The organism is Afipia clevelandensis ATCC 49720, assembly GCF_000336555.1.
Taxonomy (GTDB): Bacteria; Pseudomonadota; Alphaproteobacteria; order Rhizobiales; family Xanthobacteraceae; genus Afipia; species Afipia clevelandensis.
The window spans coordinates 2,567,228-2,592,118 of record NZ_KB375281.1 but is presented as its reverse complement, the minus strand read 5'-3'; the positions used below and the strand labels follow the sequence as shown (position 1 = coordinate 2,592,118).

General features: G+C 63.5%; 22 protein-coding genes. 12 read left to right on the top strand and 10 right to left on the bottom strand.

Features of this window, described 5'->3' with window-relative positions; translation table 11 throughout:
• The first annotated feature begins 9 nt into the window (after window positions 1-9).
• Window positions 10-1,410, top strand: a complete 1,401-nt coding sequence (locus HMPREF9696_RS12370) for an NAD(P)(+) transhydrogenase (Re/Si-specific) subunit beta (RefSeq protein WP_002713356.1) — start codon at window positions 10-12, stop codon at window positions 1,408-1,410.
• 59 nt (window positions 1,411-1,469) lie between these two features.
• Here the strand turns inward: HMPREF9696_RS12370 and HMPREF9696_RS12365 are convergent, their stop codons facing one another.
• Window positions 1,470-1,856 carry a VOC family protein gene (locus HMPREF9696_RS12365; RefSeq protein WP_002713355.1) on the bottom strand — a complete coding sequence of 129 codons (387 nt, stop codon included), beginning with the start codon at window positions 1,854-1,856 and terminating at the stop codon, window positions 1,470-1,472.
• A 113-nt stretch (window positions 1,857-1,969) separates the two neighbouring features.
• Here HMPREF9696_RS12365 and HMPREF9696_RS12360 point away from each other — a divergent pair, with 113 nt between their 5' ends.
• On the top strand, window positions 1,970-3,067 hold the full coding sequence (locus HMPREF9696_RS12360; protein WP_002713354.1) for a calcium:cation antiporter: 1,098 nt from the start codon (window positions 1,970-1,972) through the stop codon (window positions 3,065-3,067).
• Window positions 3,068-3,071: 4 nt separating this feature from the next.
• Here HMPREF9696_RS12360 and HMPREF9696_RS12355 read toward each other — a convergent pair whose 3' ends face one another.
• Both HMPREF9696_RS12355 and HMPREF9696_RS12350 read right to left on the bottom strand, forming a co-directional pair.
• Window positions 3,072-4,445, bottom strand: a complete 1,374-nt coding sequence (locus tag HMPREF9696_RS12355; protein WP_002713353.1) for a vWA domain-containing protein — start codon at window positions 4,443-4,445, stop codon at window positions 3,072-3,074.
• 3 nt (window positions 4,446-4,448) lie between these two features.
• Window positions 4,449-5,396, bottom strand: a complete 948-nt coding sequence (locus HMPREF9696_RS12350; protein ID WP_002713352.1) for an AAA family ATPase — start codon at window positions 5,394-5,396, stop codon at window positions 4,449-4,451.
• A gap of 330 nt (window positions 5,397-5,726) precedes the next feature.
• Here HMPREF9696_RS12350 and HMPREF9696_RS12345 point away from each other — a divergent pair, with 330 nt between their 5' ends.
• Window positions 5,727-6,527 (top strand): hypothetical protein, encoded by an 801-nt coding sequence (locus HMPREF9696_RS12345; RefSeq protein WP_002713351.1) that lies wholly within the window; start codon window positions 5,727-5,729, stop codon window positions 6,525-6,527.
• 12 nt (window positions 6,528-6,539) lie between these two features.
• Here the strand turns inward: HMPREF9696_RS12345 and HMPREF9696_RS12340 are convergent, their stop codons facing one another.
• A complete protein-coding gene (locus tag HMPREF9696_RS12340) occupies window positions 6,540-7,667 on the bottom strand; it encodes a substrate-binding domain-containing protein (RefSeq protein WP_002713350.1) in 1,128 nt (375 codons plus the stop codon).
• Between the two features lie 113 nt (window positions 7,668-7,780).
• Here HMPREF9696_RS12340 and HMPREF9696_RS12335 point away from each other — a divergent pair, with 113 nt between their 5' ends.
• Window positions 7,781-9,262, top strand: a complete 1,482-nt coding sequence (locus HMPREF9696_RS12335) for an aldehyde dehydrogenase family protein (protein ID WP_002713349.1) — start codon at window positions 7,781-7,783, stop codon at window positions 9,260-9,262.
• A gap of 97 nt (window positions 9,263-9,359) precedes the next feature.
• Here the strand turns inward: HMPREF9696_RS12335 and rpsU are convergent, their stop codons facing one another.
• On the bottom strand, window positions 9,360-9,659 hold the full coding sequence (rpsU, locus tag HMPREF9696_RS12330) for a 30S ribosomal protein S21 (protein ID WP_002713348.1): 300 nt from the start codon (window positions 9,657-9,659) through the stop codon (window positions 9,360-9,362).
• A 271-nt stretch (window positions 9,660-9,930) separates the two neighbouring features.
• Between rpsU and aqpZ the strand changes: the two genes are divergently transcribed.
• Window positions 9,931-10,644 carry an aquaporin Z gene (gene aqpZ, locus HMPREF9696_RS12325; protein WP_002713347.1) on the top strand — a complete coding sequence of 238 codons (714 nt, stop codon included), beginning with the start codon at window positions 9,931-9,933 and terminating at the stop codon, window positions 10,642-10,644.
• A 103-nt stretch (window positions 10,645-10,747) separates the two neighbouring features.
• On the opposite strand, the gene HMPREF9696_RS12320 is transcribed toward aqpZ, so the two are convergent.
• Together HMPREF9696_RS12320 and purE are read right to left on the bottom strand one after the other, a co-directional pair.
• On the bottom strand, window positions 10,748-11,842 hold the full coding sequence (locus tag HMPREF9696_RS12320) for a 5-(carboxyamino)imidazole ribonucleotide synthase (protein WP_002713346.1): 1,095 nt from the start codon (window positions 11,840-11,842) through the stop codon (window positions 10,748-10,750).
• Window positions 11,839-12,330, bottom strand: coding sequence for a 5-(carboxyamino)imidazole ribonucleotide mutase (purE, locus tag HMPREF9696_RS12315; protein ID WP_002713345.1), 492 nt, complete (start codon window positions 12,328-12,330; stop codon window positions 11,839-11,841). The genes HMPREF9696_RS12320 and purE overlap by 4 nt, the downstream gene beginning before the upstream one ends.
• Before the next feature lie 208 nt (window positions 12,331-12,538).
• Here purE and HMPREF9696_RS12310 point away from each other — a divergent pair, with 208 nt between their 5' ends.
• Entirely contained in the window at window positions 12,539-13,249 is a 711-nt protein-coding gene (locus HMPREF9696_RS12310) for a GGDEF domain-containing protein (protein ID WP_040302018.1), read from the top strand.
• A 10-nt stretch (window positions 13,250-13,259) separates the two neighbouring features.
• Here the strand turns inward: HMPREF9696_RS12310 and HMPREF9696_RS12305 are convergent, their stop codons facing one another.
• The gene (locus HMPREF9696_RS12305; RefSeq protein WP_040301409.1) at window positions 13,260-13,466 is read right to left on the bottom strand and encodes a YdcH family protein; all 207 of its coding nucleotides are present in this window, start codon (window positions 13,464-13,466) and stop codon (window positions 13,260-13,262) included.
• A gap of 439 nt (window positions 13,467-13,905) precedes the next feature.
• Between HMPREF9696_RS12305 and HMPREF9696_RS21305 the strand changes: the two genes are divergently transcribed.
• On the top strand, window positions 13,906-14,082 hold the full coding sequence (locus HMPREF9696_RS21305) for a YdcH family protein (protein WP_002713342.1): 177 nt from the start codon (window positions 13,906-13,908) through the stop codon (window positions 14,080-14,082).
• Between the two features lie 115 nt (window positions 14,083-14,197).
• Here the strand turns inward: HMPREF9696_RS21305 and HMPREF9696_RS12300 are convergent, their stop codons facing one another.
• A complete protein-coding gene (locus tag HMPREF9696_RS12300) occupies window positions 14,198-15,322 on the bottom strand; it encodes an NAD(P)/FAD-dependent oxidoreductase (protein ID WP_002713341.1) in 1,125 nt (374 codons plus the stop codon).
• 209 nt (window positions 15,323-15,531) lie between these two features.
• Between HMPREF9696_RS12300 and HMPREF9696_RS12295 the strand changes: the two genes are divergently transcribed.
• The 5 genes from HMPREF9696_RS12295 to HMPREF9696_RS12275 all read left to right on the top strand — a co-directional run bounded on the left by HMPREF9696_RS12295 (window position 15,532) and on the right by HMPREF9696_RS12275 (window position 22,581).
• A complete protein-coding gene (locus HMPREF9696_RS12295) occupies window positions 15,532-18,237 on the top strand; it encodes an EAL domain-containing protein (RefSeq protein ID WP_002713340.1) in 2,706 nt (901 codons plus the stop codon).
• A gap of 69 nt (window positions 18,238-18,306) precedes the next feature.
• On the top strand, window positions 18,307-19,752 hold the full coding sequence (locus tag HMPREF9696_RS12290) for a glycerol-3-phosphate dehydrogenase (protein ID WP_002713339.1): 1,446 nt from the start codon (window positions 18,307-18,309) through the stop codon (window positions 19,750-19,752).
• Window positions 19,749-20,855 (top strand): ABC transporter ATP-binding protein, encoded by a 1,107-nt coding sequence (locus HMPREF9696_RS12285; RefSeq protein ID WP_002713338.1) that lies wholly within the window; start codon window positions 19,749-19,751, stop codon window positions 20,853-20,855. The genes HMPREF9696_RS12290 and HMPREF9696_RS12285 overlap by 4 nt, the downstream gene beginning before the upstream one ends.
• Window positions 20,852-21,763, top strand: coding sequence for an ABC transporter permease (locus HMPREF9696_RS12280; protein WP_002713337.1), 912 nt, complete (start codon window positions 20,852-20,854; stop codon window positions 21,761-21,763). The genes HMPREF9696_RS12285 and HMPREF9696_RS12280 overlap by 4 nt, the downstream gene beginning before the upstream one ends.
• Entirely contained in the window at window positions 21,763-22,581 is an 819-nt protein-coding gene (locus tag HMPREF9696_RS12275; RefSeq protein ID WP_002713336.1) for an ABC transporter permease, read from the top strand. The genes HMPREF9696_RS12280 and HMPREF9696_RS12275 overlap by 1 nt, the downstream gene beginning before the upstream one ends.
• Here HMPREF9696_RS12275 and HMPREF9696_RS12270 read toward each other — a convergent pair.
• Window positions 22,578-24,704: an AsmA family protein gene (locus HMPREF9696_RS12270; RefSeq protein ID WP_040302016.1), complete on the bottom strand. Its 2,127-nt coding sequence runs from the start codon at window positions 24,702-24,704 to the stop codon at window positions 22,578-22,580. The genes HMPREF9696_RS12275 and HMPREF9696_RS12270 overlap by 4 nt on opposite strands.
• Window positions 24,705-24,891: the final 187 nt, after the last annotated feature.

Sequence of the window (24,891 nt, the reverse complement as noted above, 5' to 3'; positions counted from 1 at the left end):
GCGGGGCACATGAACGCGAACCTTTCGGCGCTGCTCTATCTGGTCGCAGGCGTCCTCTTCATCCTCTCGCTGCGCGGCCTGTCGAGCCCGGCGTCTTCCCGCCAGGGCAACTTCTTCGGCATGATCGGCATGACCATCGCCATCGCCACTACGCTGGCGGCGCATCCGCCAGCCGACACGCTCGGCTGGATTCTCGTGATCGGCGGCATTGCCATCGGCGGCGGCATCGGCGCCGTCATCGCCCGCAAGGTGCCGATGACCTCGATGCCGGAACTGGTCGCAGCCTTCCACTCGCTGGTCGGCATGGCGGCGGTGCTGGTCGCGGCCGGCGCCTTCTATGCGCCCGCCGCGTTCGACATCGGCACCCGCGGCAGCATCCACGCCTCCAGCCTTGTCGAAATGTCGCTCGGCGTCGCCATCGGCGCGCTGACCTTCACCGGCTCGGTGATTGCGTTCCTCAAGCTGTCGGGCCGCATGAGCGGTGCGCCGATCATCCTGCCGGCGCGTCACATCATCAACATCGTGCTCGGCCTCGCGCTGGTGTTCTTCATCTACGGCCTCGTGGTCTCGCAGAGTTCGTTCGACTTCTGGATGATCACGATTATTGCGCTGGTGCTCGGCGCGTTGCTGATCATTCCGATCGGCGGCGCGGACATGCCGGTCGTGATTTCGATGCTGAACTCCTACTCGGGCTGGGCGGCGGCGGGCATCGGTTTCACGCTCGGCAACTCGGCGCTGATCATCACCGGCGCGCTGGTGGGCTCGTCGGGCGCGATCCTGTCCTACATCATGTGCCATGCGATGAACCGCTCCTTCATCTCGGTCATCCTCGGCGGCTTTGGCGGCGACAGCGGCGGCCCTGCCGCGGCCGGCACCGGCGAAGTGAAACCGGTGAAACTCGGCTCTGCGGACGATGCGGCCTTCATCATGAAGAACGCGCAGAAGGTCATCATCGTGCCGGGCTACGGCATGGCGGTGGCGCAGGCGCAGCATGCCCTTCGCGAAATGGCCGACACGCTGAAGAAGGAAGGCGTCGAGGTGAAGTACGCGATTCATCCGGTGGCGGGCCGCATGCCCGGCCACATGAACGTGCTGCTCGCCGAAGCCAACGTGCCTTACGATGAGGTGTTCGAACTGGAGGACATCAACTCGGAATTCGCGCAGGCAGACGTGGCCTTCGTGATCGGCGCCAACGACGTGACCAACCCGGCGGCGGAAGAAGATCCCAAGTCGCCGATCTATGGCATGCCCGTGCTGCAGGTCTGGAAAGCCGGCACCGTGATGTTCGTGAAGCGGTCGCTCGCCTCCGGCTATGCCGGCGTCGACAACCCGCTGTTCTATCGCGACAACACCATGATGCTGCTCGGCGACGCCAAGAAGGTTACCGAAAACATCGTCAAGGCGATGTAGGACATTTTCGACATCGTCAGAAAAGCAAAGAGGCCGTGCCCAGCACGGCCTCTTTTTTTTTACGCTTCTTTCGGCAACCGGTAGATGGCGCAGAGCTTGTTTCCGTCCGGATCGCGCAGATACGCGATGTACATTCTCAGGTCCCCCATTCCCCGGATACCGGGCGGGTCCTCGCATGTCGTGCCGCCGCCGGCGATGCCGGCGGCATGCCAGGCGTCCGCCGCCTCCGGCGAGGTTGCAACAAATCCGATGGTGCCTCCGTTGGCATGTGTGGCCACCTTGCCGTCGATCGGCTTCGAGACTGCAAAGGTCCCGGTCTTGGTGCGGTAGAAAACCCTGTGCCGGTCGACCATCCCGGGCGGGACTCCGAGCGTGCCCAGAAGCGTGTCATAAAAGACCTTCGCTTTGTCGAGATCGTTGGTCCCGATCATGACGTGAGAGAACATTTTTTTGTTTCCTTCCTCAAAACAGTTCTTTTTGGTTACGGTATCTCGCCTGACGGCGCAAATCTTCTGGAGCCTGACTAGGCTTTTTTCATTGGGCCGGTAATATCGGCTCCATGAATGCACACACACAGATGCCGCGATCAGCCTGGGTTTTCCCCTTGCTGGCCGTTCTGCTTTTTGCGTCCACATTGCTCCCCGGCATCGGGTTTACCCATTCCGCAGGCGGCTATGCCTTCGCGGCCGTGCTGCTCGTCATTCTGTTCGGAACGGTGTTTGCGGCGGTCCATCATGCCGAGGTGATCGCTCACAGGGTGGGCGAGCCCTATGGAACGCTGGTTCTGACCCTTTCGGTGACGATCATCGAGGTCGCGATGATCGCAAGCATCATGTTCGGCGACAAGGCTGCGCCGACTCTGGCCCGCGACACCGTCTTCGCGGTCGTCATGATCGTCTGCAACGGCCTGATCGGCTGGGCTATTCTGGCCGGCGGCGTGCGCTTCCGGGAGCAGGAATTCCAGGTTACCGGCGTCAAGGTCTATCTCTGTGTCCTGATCGTGATCTCGACCATTACGCTGGTCTTGCCGAACTACACATCGACCGTGCCCGGCCCGGTGTTCGCCGCCAGTCAGCTCATTTTCATCGGGGTCGCGACGCTGCTGCTCTACGGCGTCTTCGTTTACACGCAGACCGTTCTGCATCGGGACTATTTCATCGTGGACAACGACACGGCCAGCGGCGATCACGCCGTCGCGTCCAATCGCATGATGGTCATGAGCACGATGCTGCTGCTGGTCTCGCTGGTTGCCGTGGTGCTGCTGGCGAAGAAATTCTCGCTGGTCGTGGACGCAGGCGCTGCCGCTATCGGTGCCCCTCCCGCCTTTGCCGGCGTAGTGGTCGCGCTCCTGATACTGATGCCGGAAAGCGTTGCCGCGCTGGCCGCGGCGCGTAACAACGACCTTCAGAAGAGCATCAACCTCGCGCTTGGCTCCTCGCTCGCAACCATCGGCCTGACGGTGCCTGTGGTCGCCGTTGCCGCCTATGCGCTCAAGGAAACCCTTGTCCTGGGGCTTGATCCTCGCGACATGGTGCTGCTTGCGATGACGCTGCTGGTCAGCATGATGACCTTCGGCACGGGACGCACGAACGTTTTGTTCGGCTTTGTGCACATGCTGATTTTCGCGGTGTATCTGTTCTTCGTACTGGTGCCGTAAAAAATTATTGGTATGACGCGACGATATCGGTGATCGCGCGCTCCAGTTGCTTCGCGGTGGCGCACTGGCGCACCACGCTGCAGAAGGTCGCATAGCGTGGCATCTGCGAGTCGCCCCAGCCCCACACCATGCGGCCTTCCGGATTGAGCCAGACCAGCCGCTTGCAGCGCTCGGAGACGCGCTTGAGAATGTCGGCGCGGGGATCGAGATTGTTGGTTCGCGCGTCGCCAAGCACGATCACCGTGGTCTGCGGCGTCACCGCGCGGAGCGCGAGCTTCTCGAAATCCTCAAACGACTTGCCGTAATCCGACGAGCCGAAGCCGACCTGCGTCATGATCTCCTTCATCGCCTTGTCAGCGTCCTCGTTTTCGAGAATGTCGCTGACCTCGATCAGGTGACTGGAGAACGCGAAGGAGCGCACGTCGGACACGACCTCGTGCAGGCTGTAGATCAGCAGCAGGAAAAAGTCCGAGACCCGCGCCACCGATCCCGAGACGTCGCAGATGGCGATGATCTTCGGCTTGTCGCGGTGGCGGCGCTTCCAGGTGGTGAGGAACGGAACGCCGCCCCATGCGGCATTGCGCCGGATCGTGCGGCGCACGTCGAGATGCCCGCGGCGCTGGCGCTTGCGCGGCTTGCTGTAGCGCTCGCGCAGGCGGCGCGCGATCTGGCGGATCAGCACGCGCATCTGCTGAACCTGCCTCTGGTCGAGCTGCGACATCGGCGCGTTGCGCAGGATGTCGTTGCGCAGGTTCTCGCTTTCCTCGCGGCCGTAAAGCAGCAAGGCCTGCGAAACCGTCTCGCGCACATTCTCGCGCAGCGCTTCGATTCCCGCGGCAAGCCGGTCTGCCTCCGCCGGATTGGCTGCGTTCAGCGCATCGAGATCGTCGCGCAATTGCGCGATGCCGAGTTCGTTAAGAATGCGGCTGGAAAAAATGCCGCGCTGGGTGAAGTAGCGGATCTCGGTCAGTTCGGCGGCGCTCGCCGCATTGGCGATGGCCGCCGCGATGCCGTTCTGATCCTGCGACAGCAGCATCTGGCTCATCGGGCTGAGGCCGGAGGAGGGTGCGGACGCGGCACCGCCGGCGGGAGCCTGCCCGTCCTGCGTCTCGCCGGATTCGCCGGCTTCGTTGTCGTTGTCCTGTGCCGGAGGCGCCGAAATTTCCGGCGGCTTGAAGAACAGGTCGAAGCATTCGCCGAGCGCCCGCTTGTCATCGGAATTCTTGGCCAGCGTCAGCAGAAAGGTGTCGCGCAATATCTCGCGGTCGGCAAAGCCGATCTCGGACACGGCGCGCATCGCATCAATGCTTTCGGAGGGTGAAATCCGCACCCCGGCCCCGCGGGCCGCCCGAAAGAAACGATGCAGGTTTTCTCTCATCGCCTAACCGAAAACATTCTCGCGCCGGCTCTTGCCGATGAAGGCGGAGACCTGCGGCAGGGTGGTTTCGATATCGGCTTCGTACTTCAGCAGCACGTTGAGCGTGTCCTTGACCATCTCGTGATCGAGTTCGCTCGCTTGCAACAGCACCAGCACGCGCGCCCAGTCGATCGCTTCCGACACCGACGGCAGCTTCTTCAGGTCCAGCGTGCGGACATCGTTGATGAAGCTGACGATCTGCCGCCGCAGCGTCTGCGAAATGCCGGGTACGCGGCTTTCGACAATGCGCTCTTCCAGCCGCTGTTCGGGGAAGCCGATATGCAGATGCAGGCAGCGGCGCTTGAGCGCGTCGCCGAGGTCGCGTTCGCTGTTGGAGGTCAGGATCACCGTCGGCGGCGCAATCGCCGAGATGGTGCCGAGTTCAGGGATCGTGACCTGGAAGTCGGAGAGGATTTCCAGCAGCAGTGATTCGAATTCGGCGTCCGACTTGTCGATTTCGTCCACCAGCAGCACGCAGCCTTTCGGCTGTTCGAGCGCCTGCAGCAGCGGGCGCGGCTCGACGAACTCCTTGGAAAAGAACACGTCGCCGAAATCGTGCAGCTTTTTCAGCGCGGCCGGGAGCGTTTCCGCCTCGCCCAGCACTTCGCCGAGCTTATCCTTCAGGATCTGCGTGTAGAGCAATTGCTTGGCGTATTTCCACTCATACAGTGCCTTGGCCTCATCGAGGCCCTCATAGCACTGCAGGCGGATCAGCTTGAGGCCGCGCCAGGCGGCGATCGCCTTGGCAAGTTCGGTCTTGCCGACGCCGGCAGGCCCTTCGACCAGGATCGGCTTTTCGATCTTCTCCGACAGATAGACCGCGGTCGAAATCTGCCGGTTGGAAATGTAGCCCGCCGAGGCCAGTCCCTGTTCGACGGCGTCGATGGAGGCTGCGGGCTGATATTCGGTCAAGGTCGTGAACTCCGAAAAGGCTTTGCTGTCATGGAGAAGGACCCCGCGCCTTGTCCGCCGGAGCCCCGATATTTGCTACGCTGCGGCGGCGCGTTCGTCCATATCAGCCCGGCCATGCACTGGCGCAGGACCCGAACCGCTGTGCGAAACGCGGGCCTTCCGCGGCCGTTCTAGCGTCGGAGCGATTGCTGGCAGACGCCCGGCCGAGAGGTTAATGCGGCTGACAAAGCCGTGACCCGGCGGATTCTACCTATTTGCCACCGATCCGTCGCAGTTGATCCCTCAATCGGCCCAAAAGTTCCCGCATCCAACGGGGCGCGGGGAATTCAGATGATCAAGAAGCTGTTCACGAAGTACTTTCTGGAAGTCATTCCGTCGATCGTGGCGACGGTGGTCGGGGCCTATATCGTCACCCACTACATCAACGCCAAGTCGGAAGCCGACAAGCCGAAGGCGGCTGTCGCAGCGCCGGCCGTCACCGCGAAGGATGCTCCCCAGACCCTGAAAGCCGACGAGGCCGGCGACCGGCCCGCCGCCGCGGCGAAAGCCGAAGCCGCGCGGCTGAAGGCGGAAAAGCTCGCGGCTGAAAAGGCCGCAGCGGAACGTGCTGCTGCAGACCGGGCCGAGAATGCGAAGAGAGCTGCGGAGAAGGCCGCTGAAAAGCTCGCCGCCGAGAAGGCTGCCAGCGAGAAGGCGGCCGCCGAGAAACCGGCTGCCGAAAAGCGCGACGCCAGCGATCTGGCCCGCGCTGCCATCGAGCGCTTGCGCAAGGCCAGTCCGCAGCCCGCCGAGCAGCCGCGCGCAGCGGACGTTGCGCAGGGTCAGGAGCGGGCGAGGGTCAACGCTGTGGTTTACGCACCTGCAGCGCAGCAGCCTGCGGTCCAGCCGTTGCCGCCTGCGGTCAATGTCGCGCCGCCGCCGAGCGAATCTGTTGCCGCGTCGCCCGCGCCGTTTCCCCGTCCGATCGATTCAGCGGATTCTCGTGATGACTCGTTGCGGCTGACGCCGCCGGCAGACATTCCCACGCGGCCCGTCGATCTGAGTGCGAAGCAGCGCAGGTCCGTCACCGAGGACGTGGTTTCGGCCGCCCGGTCGGTGTTTCACGCGGTGGTGCCCGAGTCGTCCAACTAGCCGCCGGACCGGCTATGTCTTGCGAGCGCGGACCTTTGCTGCCGCGCCATCGCTCTGCGCCGCGCCTTCCACAATATCCAGAAACTCCTTCACGGTGCTGACCGTGCCGGGCTGCTGGGCGATGTAGCCGGGCAATTGTGCGACGGCGTCGTGAAAGGCATCGCCTTTCATCACATCGAGCACGCGCTGCATCGGCTCCGTGTCCAGAAACGCCCTGCGGCAGACGAAGAAATAGTCCTCCGTCAGCAGGCGCACGAAATCCAGCCCGAATTGCCGCGCGGCGGCCTCGACGCCGAACGCCGCGTCCGCCATGCCGCTGGCGACATAGGCGGCGACGGCAGCATGGGTAAATTCCATCTGCTGCGCGCCGTTGATCTTCGCCTCGCCGATCTTGTGCTGCGCCAGCAACTGATCGAACAGCATCCGCGTTCCGGAATCGTGGTCGCGGTTGACGAAGCGTGCCCTGGTGGTGACGAGGTCTTTCAGCGATCCGATCTTCAGCGGATTGCCCTTCTTCACCATCAGGCCCATCTCGCGGGTCACGAAGCTGATCACGCGATCCTCGCGCGGATCGAGCCAGTCCCGGCAGGCCTTGACGCTCTGGGCGCGCAATTCGCCGCGCGGGATGTGGACGCCGGACAGGTCGCAGGCGCCCTGCGCCAGCGACACCAGTGAATTCTGGTTGCTGACATAGCGCAGGTCGACGCCGATGCCGGGTTCCTTGTCGAGCAGTTCGCGCAGTTTCGAGACTGCGAAACCATGACTGGCATGAACCCGAATGACACTCGGGCGTTGATGCAGGAACGGCTTGATCTCGGTCGCCAGTTCCTGCGCAAGATTTTCGAGTTGCGGTCCGAGGCGCGCCTGCATGCGCTGTCCGGCCCAGACCAGTTTCTCGCCGAATGCCGTCAGCGTGGTGCCCTTGCCGCGATGGGTTTCCACCAGCGGCACGCCGAAGAAATCTGACCACTGTTCGACCAGATTCCAGACATGGCGATAGGACAGGCCGGCGTGGTCGGCGGCGCTGGTGAGTTTGCCTGATGTGCGGATGTCGTTGAGCACGCCGAGCATCACCGCCACGGTTTGGGTGCTGCCCTCCTTGTGGAAGCGCCAGACAGGTTCGATCTCGATCTGCAGCATGGTGACGACCTTATGAAATTAATTTCATATCATCGTGAAGCATTGGCACATCATATCATATTTACTCTGGCATTTCTAATACACAAACTGGCGGAAACAACAGGAGGAATATGATGTCTATTGCATATGACAATGCCCTCGATGCCCCCCATCCGGTTGTTCTGCGCAGGCAACTCCTGATCGACGGCCAGCATGTCGAGTCGGTTTCGGGCAAGACCTTCAACACCCTCAATCCAGCGACCGGCGAGGTCATCGCCACCATCTCCGAGGGCGGCGAGGCCGATGTCGAGCGTGCGGTGGCCGCGGCCCGCCGCGCCTTTGAAGGCGTGTGGAGCACCATGCGTCCGGCCGAACGCGGCCAGATCCTGTTTCGCTTCGCAGAGCTTCTGAAAAAGCACGGTGCCGAAATCGCCGAACTGGAAAGCCGCGATGCCGGCAAGCCGATCGCCGCTGTGCTGCGGCAGGATCTTCCCGCCGCTATCGACACGCTGACCTATTACGCCGGATGGGCCGACAAGATTCACGGCGACACCGTACCGACACGCAGCGATGCACTCACCTACACCGTGCGTGAGCCGGTGGGCGTGGTCGCGGTGATCGTGCCGTGGAATTTCCCGCTGATGATCGGCATGTGGAAGCTGGCGCCTGCGCTGGCCTGCGGCTGCACCATTGTGATGAAACCCGCCGAACTCACGTCACTCTCGGCGCTGCGCCTCGGCGAACTCGCGCTGGAAGCAGGCTTGCCACCGGGCGTGCTCAACATTGTGCCCGGTCCCGGCCGTGTGGTCGGTGACGCGCTGGTCAATCATCCGGGCGTCGACAAGGTGACCTTTACCGGTTCACCCGGTGTCGGCCGTGGAATTCTCAAAGGCGCTGCGGGCAACTTCAAGCGCGTCTCGCTCGAGCTCGGCGGCAAGTCGGCCAATGTGATCTACGACGACGCCGATCTCGATGCGGCCACGAAAGCTGCTGCCGCAGGCATCTTCTTCAATGCCGGGCAGGTCTGTTCGGCGGGCTCGCGCGTGCTGGCGCAGGAAAGCGTCTATGACGAAGTGGTGGCGCGGCTGACGGCGCGTGCCGAGGCGCTGCGCATCGGTGACACCGCCGACAAGACCACAGCGCTGGGGCCCGTGATCTCCGAAAAGCAGATGAACTCGATCCTTGATTATGTCGACATCGGTCAGAAGGAAGGTGCGACCCTCGTCACCGGCGGCCGGCATGTCGGCGACCGCGGCTATTACATCAGCCCGGCGGTGTTCGCGAATGTGAAGCACGAGATGCGGATTTCGCAGGAAGAAATCTTTGGCCCGGTGGTCAGCGTCATCAGGTTCAAGGATGAGGCCGACGCGATCCGCATCGCCAACGGCACGGCGTTCAGCCTGGCGGCGGGCGTATGGAGCCGCGATATCGGGCGGACGCAGCGTTTCGCCAAGAAGGCGAGGGCGGGCACGGTCTGGATCAACACCTATGGCTACACCGACGTGCGCTTGCCATGGGGAGGTGCTGGTGATTCCGGTTTCGGCCGCGAGCATGGCACCGAGGCGCTGGCGAATTTCACCGAGCCGAAGGCGGTGTGGGTGAATCTGAACGTCTGAGCCAAGTTCGTTTGAGCCTCGTCTCATCCTGAGCAGACTCAAACAAAAACGCGGACCGAAAGGCCCGCGTTTTCATATTCAAAATCGTCAGAAGCGGTTAGCGCGGTCCACGCGGTGCGCCTGCGCCGCCACGGCCGCCAGCACCACGATCCGCACCGGGACCTGCGCCAAACACCGGCTTCGGCTTCATCGGCAGCAGGCCTTCGCGCTGCAGCTTCTTGCGCGCGAGCTTGCGGGCGCGGCGAACGGCTTCCGCCTTTTCGCGGGCCTTCTTCTCGGACGGCTTTTCGTAATGACCGCGGAGCTTCATCTCGCGGAAAATGCCCTCGCGCTGCATCTTCTTCTTCAGCGCCTTGAGAGCCTGGTCGACATTGTTATCGCGGACGAGAACCTGCACGCGGCATCCTCTTTGGTTTCAATCAGGAAATTCTGGAGACGACGAAGGACCGGCAAAGGCCACGTCCTTCCCATCGAAGGCGCGGATGTACCAGATCAAACCGGGAATGTCCACCTGTGGACCCGGCTTTTTCAGCGGCCGAAAGGATCGATTTTCGGGCAGAATCGGGGCGCCGGGCCGCGATTCGGCGGGGCTGAAGTGCCCCGGGATACCGGGTTCCTGCGGTCCCCGCCGCCGGATAGTCCTGCGGCACGATCAGGGGAGAATCAACATGAGCGCGAAGAAATATGCCGCCGAGGCCATCGGCACGTTCTGGCTGACATTCGCCGGCTGCGGCAGCGCGGTCATCGCCGCCGCGTTTCCGCAGGTCGGAATCGGGCTGCTCGGGGTCTCCTTCGCCTTCGGCCTGAGCGTCGTCACCATGGCCTATGCCATCGGGCACATCTCCGGTTGCCATCTCAATCCGGCGGTGACCGTGGGCCTGGCCGCAGGCGGGCGATTCCCGGCGAGCCAGATCGTTCCTTACATCATCGCCCAGGTGGTCGGCGCGGTGGCCGCGGCGGCACTGCTTTATGTCATCGCCAGCGGCAAGGCCGGTTTCGATCTCGCGGGCGGCTTCGCGTCCAACGGCTATGGCGATCACTCGCCCGGCAAGTACAGCCTGATGTCCGGGTTCGTCGTGGAAGTGACCATGACGGCGGTATTCCTGTTCATCATCATGGGCGCGACCCACGGCAAGGCGCCTGCCGGGTTCGCGCCGCTCGCCATCGGCCTCGCGCTGGTGCTGATCCATCTGGTCAGCATTCCCGTCACCAACACCTCGGTGAATCCGGCGCGCAGCACCGGTCCCGCGCTGTTCGTCGGCGGCTGGGCCATTCAGCAACTGTGGCTGTTCTGGGTTGCGCCGCTGATCGGCGGCGTCATCGGCGGCGTGGTCTATCGCTGGTTGAGTGATGAGCCGGAAGGCATCGTCGCCGGAAAGTAACGGATAGACCCGCCCATCGTCATTGCGAGCGAAGCGAAGCAATCCACCCTTCAAGCAAGTTGGATTGCTTCGTCGCTTTCGCTCCTCGCAATGACGGAGGTGACTAGCGCCTCTTCACTTCGGTCACATGACCCATCTTGCGGCCCGGGCGCGGCGCGCCCTTGCCATAGATGTGCACCGTCGCGCCGGGCACGCCGAGCCATTTGCCGTAATCGAGAATGTCGTCGCCGATCAGGTTGGTCATGGTAACGTCGCCATGGCGCACCGGATGCGCCAGCGGCCATCCGGCAATGGCGCGGATGTGCTGCTCGAACTGCGAGACCGAAGCACCATCGAGCGTCCAGTGGCCGGAGTTGTGCACGCGCGGCGCGATCTCGTTCACCATCAGGCTCGGGCCATCCTTACCCGGAACCACGAACATTTCCACGGCGAACACGCCGACATAGTCGAGCGCGGCGGCGATCTTCTCTGCAATGGTGCGGGCCTGTGCCGCAAGCTCATCGGAAATGCGCGCGGGCGCATGGGAAAACTTCAGGATGTGGTCGCGGTGCTCGTTCTCGGTGACGTCGTAGCACACCACTTCGCCGCTGGCGCTGCGCGCTGCGACCACGGAGACTTCGCGCTCGAACGGCACGAAAGCCTCGAGGATTGCGGAGCGGGTTTCGAGGTCGGCCCAGACTTTGTCCGGATCGTCGCCTTCGCGCACCACGGCCTGTCCCTTGCCGTCGTAGCCGAAGCGCCGGGTCTTGAGCACGGCGGGCAGGCCGATCTTTTCAATCGCAACCTTCAGGCCCTGTGCGGACGACACGTCGGCATAGCGCGCGGTGGCGATGCCGAGTTTGGTCACGAAGTCCTTCTCCGCGAGCCGGTCCTGCGTCGTCTCCAGCACCTTCGGGTCGGGCAGTACCGGACGACGTGCCGAGAGGATCATTGCCGTGGATGAGGGAATGTTCTCGAATTCGTAGCTGATGACCGACACGTCCGACGCAAACAGCTCCAGCGCCTCGACATCGGCATATTCCGCGCATGTCGCGTTCTGCACCACGTCGAAGGCGGGCGAATCCGGATCCGGCGAAAACACCTGGGTCTTCAGGCCGAGGCGCGCAGCCGCAAGCGCGAGCATCCTGCCCAACTGTCCGCCGCCAAGGATGCCGATGGTGTCGCCGGGTTTCAGCGTCACACGATTTGCAGATGTCACTTATTCTCTTCCTCTGGGCGCTCGCGCACGGCGTCGGTCTGTTGCTTGCGCCATGCCGCAAGCCGGGTCGCAAGACCGGCATCGTTCAGCGCCAGCACGCTGGCCGCGAGCAGCGCGGCATTGATAGCGCCGGCCTTTCCGATCGCCAAGGTGCCGACCGGAATCCCGGCGGGCATTTGCACAATGGAATAAAGGGAATCGACGCCCGACAGCGCCTTGGATTCCACCGGAACTCCGAACACCGGAAGTTCCGTGAGCGAGGCCGCCATGCCGGGCAGATGGGCCGCGCCGCCAGCACCCGCGATCACCACCTTGAAGCCGGCCGCCTTGGCGCCCTTGGCGAAGGCATAGAGCCGTTCGGGTGTGCGGTGGGCGGACACGATCCGGGCCTCGTGCGGGATGCCGAGCGCGGTCAGGGTCTCGGCGGCATGGCGCATGGTCTCCCAGTCGGACTGGCTTCCCATGATAATGGCAACAGGGGCGGTCATTCGGAATCTTCAAAAAGGACGGAAAAAGAGGCCGGATTATAGGGTTGCGCCCCCGCGTGGCAAGCTGATGCAGGAGCGAACTTCGGATTTAGGACACTGGCGCGAATCCGTTATCCTTTCATGGTCAATGGCCATGCCGGTCAAGCGGATTAAGGGCAGAAAAGTGAAGAAAGCGCGCGGCAAAGTGGCTCGCCGGGGCTCAACAGCGATGAAGCCGTCCCGTTCCGCCCGGGGCGGCAAGCAAGGCCGGAAAGCTGCGGCCAAGCCTGCCGCCAAAAAAACCACCGCCAAGAAGCCGGCCAAAACGCATCCGCCCAAAGCCGGCCGCAAGCCGGTGGCCGCGCCGCTGGCGAGGGCGAAGCGGCAGGTCGTGGCGCTCAAGGCCGAGCTTGCGGCGGCGCAGGCCCGGATCGACGAGTTGCAGGCGTGGGCCGATACCGACTTCCTGCTCAATATCTACAACCGCCGCGGCTTCGAGCGGGAGCTGGAGCGCGCGATTGCGTATCTGCGCCGCTACGGCGCGACCGCAGCGCTGATCGTGCTGGATGTCGATCGCCTCAAGCCGATCAACGACACCTTCGGTCACGCCGCCGGCGACATCGTGCTCAAGGGCGTGGTCGCCGTCCTGATGCGCCACGTTCGCTCCTCGGACGTAGTGGGGCGGCTCGGCGGCGACGAGTTCGGCGTGCTGCTGTGGAATTTGAGCGAGGCTGACGCATCGGCGAAGGCGGCGGCGCTCGAAGACGCCATCGACCGGCTGACATTCATGTTCAAGGGCCATTCGGTGGTGGCGGGCGCGTCCGCGGGCATCGCGCTGATCGGGTCCGGTGACGATGCGGCGTCAGTGATGGACGCCGCCGACCGCGCGATGTATGCGCGCAAGGACGCACGGCGGGGCCGTGCGTGGTCGCTGCCGTGACATCGCGCGCTCAGGCGATGATGTCGGGCGTGATCTGATCTTCAATAAACGAAATGCGGTCGCGCAATTGCAGCTTGCGCTTCTTCATCCGTTGCAGGCGGAGCAGGTCCGGTGCGGGCGATTCATGCAGCGCCTCGATCGCGGCATCGAGATCGCGATGTTCCTGCTGCAATTGCGCCAGTTCAAGCGCGTATTCGTTGTTGTCCTGGTCTATCATAGCCATTGCTGACTGAAACCGCCCGATCTTTCAGCTAAGTCTTTCCGCGCGCATCTGCATGATCCTCATTGCAGAAAATTGTTACCAACTCCAGCCGCCCCGGGGTGAACGATCCCCGGCGCCGCTGTGTCGCAGGCACCAGTGCAACGATCAAATCTTCAACACCGGCAAGGGTATCTTGCGGCGGGTTCCCTCACAATTCGTTTCCTTTATCCGTGAAAATTTTTGAACGGTTGTTTTGACTCTGCTGTCGACAGACGGCCCCTGTCATGTAGACTTCATCGTCCGGAACGAATGGCGCAAAAGTGGATCCCGGTTTTGCGGCGGAATTCGTTCCTGCTGAAAGTAAGGAGCGCGTTTTCTTCACGCGAACCGGACGCCGCTTCGCTTGAAATCGTGCTTTGTCCGATCTGAGGTCCACTTGTAGAGGAGGCTTCTAATGGCAATTCAAGCGCATCTCGTTGAACTGGAACGCAAACACGAAGTTCTGGAAAACGAATTGCACGACGCTCTGCAGCACCTTTCCACCGACGATCTCCAGATTATCGAACTCAAGCGCCGCAAGCTGGTGCTCAAGGACCAGATCGAGCGCATCAAGAGCACGACGGTCCACTGATCCCATCCTCGACGGAATCCTTCCGGCAGTTCAATGCGATGGCTCGTAACGGCAGCAGTTGCCGTTGCGGGGTCGCTGATGCGCTGGATTCTCCGTCGGGTTTCGCAGGGACGGACTAGGCCGCCACACCGGCAATCCGCGCCACTTCATCCGCGATGGCGAGAGATGACGTCAGGCCGGGCGATTCGATTCCGAACAGGTTGATCAATCCTGCGAGGCCATGGTCTTGGGGGCCTTGGATCACGAAATCCTGCCGGGCGATGGCGGGCGGCACGATCTTGGGCCGAACCCCGGAATAGCTCGGCGTCAGCGCACCGTCCGGCAGGGCGGGCCAGTAGCGCCGGATCGCCGGGTAAAACCGTTCGGCGCGCGCCGGGTCCACCGCGTAATCAAGGCTCGCAACGTCGGGACTGTCCACCCATTCGACATCGGGGCCGAATTTCGCCTGACCGCCGAGGTCGATTGTCAGATGGACGCCGAGGCCGCCGGGCTCCGGCACCGGGTAGATCAGGTGCGAGAACGGCGCGCGGGTGCTGCAACTGAAATAATTGCCCTTGGCATAGTAGCTCGCCGGAATGCGGTCCGTCGGCATGCCGCCGATGGCTCGGGCGACAGCGGGCGCGCTCAATCCGGCTGAGTTGACCAGCATCCGGCAATGCAGCGCCATCGGCGCCTCGCCGCCGATCTCCACCTCGAAGCCATCGGACACCGCTTTCGCGCGCACAAGCGGCGCGTGAAAGGCGAGCGCGCCGCCGGCATCCTCGATCTCGCCGCGCAGCGCCAGCATGTAGGCATGGCTGTCGACAATGCCGGTGGATGGCGACAGCAACGCGCCGACGCAATTCAGCGCGGGTTCGCGCGCACGGGCTTCCGCGCCGGTCAGCACCTGCATGTCGCCGACGCCGTTGGCTTGGGCATGCGCCTTGATCGACGCGAGCTTGTCGCGTTCGTTGTCCGCGGTGGCGACGATCAGCTTGCCGCAGCGACGATACGGAATGCCGCGCTCATCGCAGTAAGAATACAGGGCTTGCTTGCCGGCGACGCACAACCGCGCCATCAGGCTTCCGGCCGGATAGTAAATGCCGGCATGGATCACCTCGCTGTTGCGCGAGGATGTTCCGGTCCCGATATCGCCGGCCGCCTCGGCCACGATCACTTCGATCCCGGCCTGCGCCAGCCGTCGTGCGGCGGCAAGGCCGACCACACCGGCGCCGATCACAACGCACTCAACCTTGTCCATCGGCGATCCAAAGGGCTGGAAACGTTTCTTCGTTGCTCATTTTCTGTCCAGTTCGCCGCGCTGCGGTGCAATCGGCGTTAGGGCGCCATTAAGCATAGAACGCCAATTGCCCGCATTTAAGCCACATTGATCGCACGTCGGCCTAAGCGTTTACCCGATCCAAAGAGGTACAGCCAGAGATTGCGGACGAAGAATTCCGTGGAATGGTAATGAGCGGCTGGCAGAAGCAAGCACGAGCTACCACAGCGAGCCCGGCATGGTTGGCTGCGTGTCTGTGCGTCTCGATTTTGGTCTCCGATCCTGCGGCTGCGCAGATCGTCGCCAATCCCGACGGCACCTTCTCGGCGGTGGCCATGGATGCGCCCTACACGGCGCTCGTCTGGCAACTGGTGATCGGCGGAATTGTCATTGTCGCGTTTCTGGCGGCCATTATCCTGTGGGTTTCGGCGGCACTGCGCCGCGCTCGCCATGCCAATATCCGCCGCGGCGCCTTTGTTTCCAGTGCTCTCAACAGTCTGACGACCGGCATCGTCATGGTCGATGCGCGCAAGCGCGTGGTTTTTTGCAATGACCACTACTTGCAGCTCTACGGCTTCAAGCGTGGCGATATCCCGGACGGGATCACGGGCCGCGAACTGAGCGAACTGCGTGCGTCGCGGGGCATGCTGTGCGGAGACATTGAAGAATACTACCGGAACGTGAAGAGCGCGGAAGGGTACATCTGCGAACTGGCGGACGGGCGCTCCATCCTGATCAAGCACCGCGAGCTCGCCAATGGCGGCATCATCTCGACGCATGAGGACTGCACCGATCGGCGCAGGATGCAGAAGAAACTCGCCACCACCACTCATTTCCTCGAATCGGTGATCGACAACATTCCGGTCTGCGTCGCCGTGAAGAACATCGAGGACGGCCGTTACATCCTGGCCAACCGGGCGTTCGAGCAGTTCTCCGGAATTAGCCGTAACAAGATCATCGGTCACACTGCCGAGAAGGTCTACATTCCCGAGGTGGCAAAGGCTGTCTCGCAGGCCGATCACGATGCCATCGTGTCGCCGACCAGCCAGACACGGACCGAATTGCTGATCGAGCTTCATGGCGAAAAGCGCCTCGTGGCGTGCAACCGGATGATCGCCCGCGACGAAAAGGGCAGGCCGGAGTTTCTGGTTTCACTGTTCGAGGATGTCACCGAACGCCGGTCGCTGTCGCGCGAAATCCAGAGCGCCAAGAAATTCCTTGAAACCGTTGTCGATAACATCCCGGTTTCGGTGGTGGTGAAGCGGTTGAGCGACGGGCAGTATGTTCTTGCCAATCGCGGCGCGGCGGCGACGCTGAACCGGCCGCGTGAAGATGTCATCGGGCGCACCATCGAGGACATCTACAATCCGGCGGATGCGATGTTTATCCGCAAGCGCGACGATGATGCTGTCCGCAAGCAGGGCATCGTCACCGAGGAGCATCCGATTCAGACTGCGAACGGTTTGCGCCTGTTCCTGACCCGGCGCGTGACCGTGCTGGACGATGCGGGCCAGCCGCAATACCTGATCAAGACCAACGAAGACATCACGGACCGGCGCGAGACGGAATCGCGCATGGCGCATATGGCCTATCACGATGCGCTGACCGAACTGCCCAACCGCGCCGCGTTCCTGCAGGCGCTGGAGCAGATGATCGACGCCTGTGAGGACACCGGCGAGGAATTCGCGGTGCTGTCGCTCGATCTCGACCGCCTGAAGGAAATCAACGACGTGTTCGGCCATGAGGTCGGCGACCAGTTGCTGATCGAATTCTCGCGCCGCCTCGAATCCGTGATCGCGGGCGGCGTTGTCGCGCGGCTCTCGGGCGATGAATTCGGCCTGATCATCGACGGCATGCAGCCGGATTCGGCGCGGGCGCTGGCGGCGCGGCTGATGCAGGTCATGCGCACCGAGTTCGTGTTCGACGGACGTTCGGTCCGTATCGGCCTCACCATCGGTATTTCGGTCTATCCCCGCAATGGCCGCGACGCGGAGACCTTGCTCACCAATGCCGACGCAGCGCTGTTCCGCGCCAAGACGACGGCGCGCGGCTCGATCAATTTCTTCGACATGGAACTGGACCAGCAGTTGCGCGACCGCCGCGCGCTGCATCAGGACCTGTCGACCGCGATCCGCAACGGCGAACTCTCGCTGCACTACCAGCCGCAGGCGCGCGCGCGCCACAAGATGAAAACCGATCATGTTCTCGGTTTCGAGGCGCTGGCGCGCTGGACCCATCCGGTGCGCGGCTTCGTGCCGCCGGGAGATTTTATCCCGCTGGCAGAAGAAAGCGGCCTGATTGTCGAGATGGGCGAGTGGATCCTGCGCAAGGCCTGCCACGAGGCGGCCTCATGGCCGAAGGATCTGCAGATCGCGGTCAACCTGTCTCCAGCCCAGTTCCTGCACGGCGATCTTGTCGGGCTGGTTCATTCGATCCTGCTTGAGACCGGTCTCGCGCCCGGGCGGCTGGAACTTGAAATCACCGAAGGCGTGCTGATCGACGATTTCGAGCGCGGCCTGTCACTGCTGCGGCGGCTGAAGGCGCTGGGCGTGCGCATCGCGATGGACGACTTCGGCAGCGGCTATTCCTCGCTCACCTACCTGCAGGCGTTCCCGTTCGACAAGATCAAGATCGACCGCGCCTTTGTGATGAACCTCGGACGCAATCCGCAATCGGCCGCCATCATCCGCGCGATGATCGGCCTCGGCCATGGCCTGAACATTTCCATCGTCGCCGAAGGCGTGGAAACGCAGGAGCAGTTATCGTTCCTTGCCGACGAGGCCTGCGATCAGGTGCAGGGATACTTCCTCGGCAAGCCCGCGCCGATCGAAGCGTATTCGGAATGGGTCGGCCGCGCCAAGCCTGCTCTCCTCGCGTCGTCGCGCAAAGCCGGCTGACATCCCGCCTAAATGACAAAATCTGTTGGGCTTGACTCCCGGTGGTGACCATCGGAGATCATCAGCCGCATGGCTGATGTCGATATCGCGATCATCGGAGGCGGTCTCAACGGCGCTTGCATCGCGCGCGATGCCGCCGGCCGCGGTCTGCGGGTGGCGCTGTTCGAGCAGAACGACCTCGGCAGCGGCGCGGCCATGGCGGGGTCTCACCTGATCCATGGTGATTTCATCGCGCTGGAGCGCGGGCAGGCGCGGCATGTGCGGGCCGCGCTGAGGGAGCGGGACATTGCGCTGCGCGCCGCGCCGCATCTTGTCCGCCCGATCCGCTATGTCATGCCAATCCACGCCGAGGGCCGGCCCCCTGCCGTGCTGCGGGCGGGGCTTTTCTTCTATGACCGGCTCGCCGGGCAAAGCGGATTGCCGCGTCCGGAGATTCTCGATCTGACCATTGATGAGGCCGGGCATCCGCTGAAGCGCTCGCTCGGGCTGGCGCTGGGCTGGTCGGATTGCATCGCCGACGAGACGCGGCTCGTGGTGCTCAACGCGGTCGACGCCGCGGCGCGCGGGGCGGCGATACATACAGGCGCACGCTGTGTCTGGGCGGAGCGCTCGGACACATGGAAACTGACCATCCTCAATCGCGGACGCCGCGAGCACGTGACGGCGCGGACGCTGGTCGATGCGAGCGGAGCCTGGACGCGGCGGGTCGCGGAAAGCGTCTTGCATTTGCCTGCGGTTCAAGCGAGCTTCGCCAAAATCAGCCAGATCGTCGTGAGGCGGCTGTTCGATCACGACAATGTCTACGTGCTCCAGAATGACGACCGCCGGATGATCTACGCCATCCCCTTTCATCGCGATTTCACGCTGATCGGCCTGTCCGAGCGGGTGTTCGATGGTGACCCGGCAACGGTGTCGCCCGGCGTGGACGATCTCGCCTATCTCTGCACGGCGGTCAGCCGCTATTTCCGCGAACTGGTGATCCCGGCGGACGTGGTGCATGCGGCAGCGGGCTGCGTTGCAAATGAGTCCGGCGAGGGTTTCGTCAAGATGAACCGCAGGCGCGGCGAAGCTCCGCTGCTCACGGTGGGCGGCGGCGCGACCGCCGGCGCACGGCGGCTTGCCGTGCAGGCGCTGGCGAAACTCTCCCGCTTCTTTACGCCCTTGCCGGCGTGGACGGAGGCGGCGCCCTTGCCCGGCGGCGATTTCGCGCAGGAATCATTCGACGATCAGGTCGATGACGCGCGCCAGCGCTGGACGTTTCTCGGCGAGCATCATGCGCGCAGGCTGGTCGCGGCCTATGGCACGCGGATCGACCAAATCCTGGGTGCGGCAAAAAGCATGGATGATCTTGGCCCGCGCTTCGGCGATGACCTCACCGGCGCAGAGGTCCGTTATCTGATGAAAGATGAATTTGCCCGTTTCGCCGACGATATCCTGTGGCGGCGATCCAAGCTCGGCCTGACCATGTCAGGTCAGGATCGCGATGCCCTCGCGGCCTTCATGGCGGCGGCATGATGGGCCTTGCTGCGGACAAACCGCTGTTGCGGATTGAGTCGGTGGTGAAACGCTTCGGCGGCTTCACGGCAGTCGACGACCTGTCGCTCGATATCGCGCCCGGCGAGTTTTTCGCGCTGCTGGGGCCGAGTGGCTGCGGCAAGACCACGCTGCTGCGCATGCTGGCCGGATTCGAGACGCCGGATCGGGGCGCGATCACGCTCGACGGTCATGACATCGCACAGGTGTTGCCGCATCAGCGGCCCATCAACATGATGTTCCAGAACTATGCGCTGTTTCCGCACCTGACCGTGGAAGGCAATATCGCGTTCGGTCTCAAGCGCGCCGGGATGCCGAAGGACGAGATTGCCGCGCGCGTCGCCGAGATGGTGGCGCTGGTGCGTCTTGAAGGAATGGAAAAGCGCCGCCCGGATCAGCTCTCCGGCGGTCAGCGTCAGCGCGTGGCGCTGGCGCGTTCGCTGGCGCGCCGTCCGCGTATGCTGCTGCTGGACGAGCCGCTCGCAGCGCTCGACAAGAAGCTGCGCGAGAGCACGCAGGCCGAACTTCTGGAGGTGCAGCGCCGCCTTGGGATGACCTTCATCATCGTCACCCACGATCAGGAGGAGGCGATGACGGTCGCGGACCGGATCGGCGTGATGGACAAGGGGCGTCTGGTGCAGGTCGCGCCGCCGCGCCAGCTTTATGAAGCGCCGAATTCGCGCTGGATCGCGGGCTTTGTCGGTGACATCAACCTGATCGAGGGAAAGGTGGCCGCGCGTCAGGCGGGGCATTTTGCCATCGCAACGCCTAGCGCCGGAACAATCGTGGCATCGCACGCGCCTGCGTCTGACACTGCCAATGTCTGCGCTGCGATCCGTCCCGAAAAAATTCGCCTGTCACGAGCCGCGCCTGTTGCTCCGGATGCAGTGAACACGTTCACGGGTGAATTGATTTCCTTAGGCTTCCTCGGCAGCGCGTCAATTTATGGTGTGAAGCTGGACGCCGGTGCGGTCATCAGGATCGCGCTCGCCAATGCCACGCGCATTGCCGCCGATGAATTTTCCGTCGGGCAGCGCCTCAACGTGTCGTTTGCGCCCGAAGATGTCGTGGTGCTCGACCGATGAGCGGGCGGCGCATCTTCACCCGTCCGGCGCGGCTGGCCGCGCTCGCGCCTTACCTCTGGATGGTGCTGTTCTTCCTCGTGCCGTTCGGCTTTGTGTTGAAGATCGCGCTGTCGCAGACCGCCATCGCCCAGCCGCCCTATGTGCCGGTGTTCGATCTCGCCGCAGGCTGGGACAAATTTACGGCGGCACTCAGTGCGCTGTCGCCGGACAATTTCAGGCTGTTGATGTCGGACGATCTCTACGTTCTGTCCTATGTCCGCAGCCTTGTGGTGGCGTTGACCTCCACCGCGATCCTGCTGGTGATCGGCTATCCGGTGGCCTATGGCATGGCGCGGCTGCCGCAGCGCTGGCAGCCGGTCGCGATGATGCTGGTGATCGTGCCGTTCTGGACCTCGTTCCTGATCCGCATCTATGCCTGGATCAATGTTTTGCAGCACGACGGCCTGCTCAACAAGGTGCTGCTGGCGCTCGGCATCATCGGCAAGCCGATGGCGTGGCTCTCGACCGATTCTGCGATGTATCTCGGCATCGTCTATTCGTACTTCCCGTTCATGATCCTGCCGCTCTACGCCACGTTGTCGAAGATGGACGAAGCCTTGCTGGAAGCCGCGTCCGATCTTGGTGCGTCACGGCTGAAAGCGTTCTGGCTGGTGACGTTCCCGCTGTCGCTGCCGGGTGTCGGGGCGGGTTTGCTGCTGTGCTTCATTCCGATCGTCGGCGAATTCGTCATTCCCGATCTCCTGGCAGGATCGGACCGCATGATGATCGGCCAGACGCTGTGGCTCGAGTTCTTCACCAACAAGGACTGGCCGGTGGCGTCCGCCATCGCCATCGTGCTGCTCGCCGTGCTGCTGATCCCGCTGCTGGTCTATGAAAAGCTGCAGCGCCGTCATCTGGAGGCGCGGTGATGGCCGCGCGCAACGTCGCACGTTTTTCGGCCTTCAACATGGCGTCGGTCGCGCTGGGACTGGCGTTCCTGTATCTGCCGATTGCGATTCTCGTGATCTATTCGTTCAACGCCTCACGTCTGGTCACGGTGTGGGGCGGCTGGTCGCTGCGCTGGTACACCGAGTTCTTCAACGACGAGGCGATGCTGTCGGCGACGTGGATGAGCCTGCGGGTGGCGTTCTGTTCGGCCACGGCGGCCACCCTGCTTGGCACGCTGGCGGCGCTGGCGCTGTCGCGTGGCGAGCGATTCCGGGGCCGCACGCTGTTTTCCGGCATGCTTTATGCGCCGCTGGTGATGCCCGAAGTCATTACCGGCCTGTCGCTGCTGCTGCTGTTCGTCGCCATCGACGCAGGACGCGGCTTCTGGACCGTCACCATCGCGCACACGACGCTGACCATGTGCTTTGTGACGGTGGTTGTGCAGTCGCGGCTCGGCGCACTCGACCGCAGCCTCGAGGAAGCTGCAATGGATCTCGGATGCGCGCCGGTGCGCGCGTTCATCGCGGTCACGCTGCCGCTGATGCTGCCGTCGATTGCGGCGGGCTGGATGCTCGCCTTTACGCTGTCGCTGGACGATCTTGTGATCGCGAGTTTCACCACCGGGCCGGGCTCGGCGACGTTGCCGATCCGGATTTATTCGGAGGTGCGGCTCGGGGTGAAGCCGGAGATCAACGCGATCTGCACGCTGGTGGTGGCTGCGGTGGCGCTGGTGATTATTGCAGCCTCGCTGGCGTCGAAACTGTCGCGCGATCAGGGCGAAAGCGCCGCGCCGCTTTAGTCTGCCTTTTCCTGACGGCTCTCGGTCGCGGCAGGTGGAGAAGCTGGAGTGGCGGCGTCTGTCGATGTCGCAGCGGGCGGAGGTTGAGGTGCCTCGGCAGACGGAGAGGGGGACGGCCGTGTCTCAGCCGGCGGGATCGGCGCCGGCAGCACCGGCGTCGGCAGAACGACAGGCGAAGGATTGGCCGATGGCGCGGCGGCCTGCGGCTGCGCGGCGGGCGGTTCCGCCGGTTTTTTGCCGCCGGTAAAGCGTTCGATCACCGACTTGACGGCGTCGCGGGTCTTGCGGTCCTTGATCGCATCCAGCAGCGGCGCGGAAGCCGGCGAGCGGCGGATCAGCGAATCCGAATCCGGAAACACCAGCGGATCGTCCCACGGGCCCTGCACCACGAACGGCAACTGGAATGCCGGCGGCGCATCGGTGGCCGCGATCAGGCTGGCGACGCCCTTCAGGTCGTATTCACGCGACGGCACCGATGCCGTGCCGGTGAGCAGCACGCGTGTGGTCGGGCCTTCGATCCGCGCATCCTCCGCCGTCGCGACGCCGTCATTGAAACGGATCGCCACATTCAGCGAGTCGAATGCCGTGGAGCCGCTGCGGAAATTACCCGCACCCGACAACGGGCGGCGCTCCAGCCGCTTGAGAAGCTGTTCGATGTTGAGGCCGCCGATCGCGCCGTCATGGCCGGTCAGTGTTGCTGTGCCGTCGAGCGATTGGGCGAGGGTAAAGGGGCTTGCGCCTTTCGCTTCCAGCGCGAAGTTCAGGTTGCCGCGCCCGCTCAACCGGCTGATCCCGAACAGATCGCTGGCGCAACTCGCCAGATCGACATCGGTGAACTGGAATTGCGCCTTGACGTCTGCATCCGCATCGGCGCGCGTGATGCCGAGCGATCCCTTCAGGATGCCGCCATAAATCTGCGCTTCGCCGATGCTCAGGGCCAGCGTGCCATTGCGCAGGTTCGCGCCGATCGCGGTGCGGCCGAGCTTTGACGTGCCGATGGTCACCTTCGCCGCAGACAGGCGCATGTCGAGATCGGTGGCGGAAAGCCCGCGCAGGTCGAACAGTTGTCTGTTCCATTCCCGCGAACTGCCGGCGACAAGTCGCAACGTGTCGATATAAGGCGTGAAGTCGAGCGCATCGGCGGCAAGCGTGGCCTGCATCGTCTGGCGGTCGCTGTTGCTGTAGGTGATGACGCCTTCGGCGGTGTTGCCGTCGAGTTCGAGGTTGACGTTGGTCAGCGCGATGGATTCGCCGACTACATTGGTGCGGGCCTTCAGCGCGAAGCGGCCCAGCCCGTTGTTGCCGGGAGGGGCCTGTCCCGCCCAGCGCGCGGCGTTGCGCAGCGACGGGCTGTCGGCACTGAGCGTGCCTTCCATCAGGAGGCTGGTGCGGTTGGCGATGGCGCCGTCGAACGCGAACTTCAGCGGCGTGCTGGTGATGCGGACCTTGATGCCGGACCGCTCGCCGGACAGCGCGGCGATGAAGTCGGCGATGTTGAGGCTGCCGTCGACCGCCTCGCCGCGCCAGTTGAACTGGCCGGTGGCGGCGAACGCGCGCGAGATCGACGGCCAGGCCAGCGAGAGGTCAATGCCGCTCACGGTCTCGGCAATGCCGCGCGCCTTGTTCTGATAGGTGAGGGTGCCGTCCTTGATGCGGATTTCGGAGAACGACACCGGACTGTCGACGCCCGGCTTGATGGTGCGCGCCAGCGTCTCGATGATCGCCGACCAGTTGCTGCGACCGTCGGCACCGCGCTTTACGTTGATCCGCGGATTCAGCAGGCTGACGTCGGCGATTTCATAGCGCCGCATCAGCAGCGGGATCAGCCGCAGGTTCGCGGTCAGCTCCCCGACGGTCAAAGGCTCGTCGGCAATGCCGCTGCCGCGCGAGGCCGCGCCCTTCAGCCCGACCTGATGCAGCGTGATGGCGCTGCCGGGAAAGATCGACACCCGCACATCGCCGTTGACCATCAGGTCGAGGCCGGTGGCGGCGCGAATCTGCTTCTCGACCGAAAGGCGCACCGCGTTCGGGTCGATCATCCAGGAAATGGCGATCAGGCCGAGCAGCGCGGCAGCGAGGCATGCCGCAATCGGCATCCCGAGGCGCTTTATCCCTTGGGCCATCGTCAATGAGTTCATCCGGCAGGTTTGCGGTCTGAAAGCACGGGCCAAACGTCCCGGTGCGGCGCATGCTGCAACTTGATGGCTTTTCTTGACGCTTTCAAGGCCGCCGGAGCCTCGAAAACCAGTGAACCCACCGGAAAACCAGAGGTATTTGCAGACATCGCGATACTTAAAAGGAGCGCGGACG

Bases quoted from the DNA above. Each gene is read 5' to 3' on its own strand.
- HMPREF9696_RS12285 (WP_002713338.1), top strand. From the start codon at position 19,749: ATGATGGGCCTTGCTGCGGACAAACCGCTGTTGCGGATTGAGTCGGTG.
- HMPREF9696_RS12280 (WP_002713337.1), top strand. From the start codon at position 20,852: ATGAGCGGGCGGCGCATCTTCACCCGTCCGGCGCGGCTGGCCGCGCTC.
- HMPREF9696_RS12355 (WP_002713353.1), bottom strand. From the start codon at position 4,445: ATGAGAGAAAACCTGCATCGTTTCTTTCGGGCGGCCCGCGGGGCCGGG.
- HMPREF9696_RS12295 (WP_002713340.1), top strand. From the start codon at position 15,532: ATGAGCGGCTGGCAGAAGCAAGCACGAGCTACCACAGCGAGCCCGGCA.
- HMPREF9696_RS12275 (WP_002713336.1), top strand. From the start codon at position 21,763: ATGGCCGCGCGCAACGTCGCACGTTTTTCGGCCTTCAACATGGCGTCG.
- aqpZ (WP_002713347.1), top strand. From the start codon at position 9,931: ATGAGCGCGAAGAAATATGCCGCCGAGGCCATCGGCACGTTCTGGCTG.
- HMPREF9696_RS12270 (WP_040302016.1), bottom strand. From the start codon at position 24,704: ATGGCCCAAGGGATAAAGCGCCTCGGGATGCCGATTGCGGCATGCCTC.
- purE (WP_002713345.1), bottom strand. From the start codon at position 12,330: ATGACCGCCCCTGTTGCCATTATCATGGGAAGCCAGTCCGACTGGGAG.
- HMPREF9696_RS12300 (WP_002713341.1), bottom strand. From the start codon at position 15,322: ATGGACAAGGTTGAGTGCGTTGTGATCGGCGCCGGTGTGGTCGGCCTT.
- HMPREF9696_RS12370 (WP_002713356.1), top strand. From the start codon at position 10: ATGAACGCGAACCTTTCGGCGCTGCTCTATCTGGTCGCAGGCGTCCTC.
- HMPREF9696_RS12345 (WP_002713351.1), top strand. From the start codon at position 5,727: ATGATCAAGAAGCTGTTCACGAAGTACTTTCTGGAAGTCATTCCGTCG.
- HMPREF9696_RS12305 (WP_040301409.1), bottom strand. From the start codon at position 13,466: ATGATAGACCAGGACAACAACGAATACGCGCTTGAACTGGCGCAATTG.
- HMPREF9696_RS21305 (WP_002713342.1), top strand. From the start codon at position 13,906: ATGGCAATTCAAGCGCATCTCGTTGAACTGGAACGCAAACACGAAGTT.
- HMPREF9696_RS12310 (WP_040302018.1), top strand. From the start codon at position 12,539: ATGAAGCCGTCCCGTTCCGCCCGGGGCGGCAAGCAAGGCCGGAAAGCT.
- HMPREF9696_RS12290 (WP_002713339.1), top strand. From the start codon at position 18,307: ATGGCTGATGTCGATATCGCGATCATCGGAGGCGGTCTCAACGGCGCT.
- HMPREF9696_RS12365 (WP_002713355.1), bottom strand. From the start codon at position 1,856: ATGTTCTCTCACGTCATGATCGGGACCAACGATCTCGACAAAGCGAAG.
- HMPREF9696_RS12335 (WP_002713349.1), top strand. From the start codon at position 7,781: ATGTCTATTGCATATGACAATGCCCTCGATGCCCCCCATCCGGTTGTT.
- HMPREF9696_RS12360 (WP_002713354.1), top strand. From the start codon at position 1,970: ATGAATGCACACACACAGATGCCGCGATCAGCCTGGGTTTTCCCCTTG.
- HMPREF9696_RS12340 (WP_002713350.1), bottom strand. From the start codon at position 7,667: ATGCTGCAGATCGAGATCGAACCTGTCTGGCGCTTCCACAAGGAGGGC.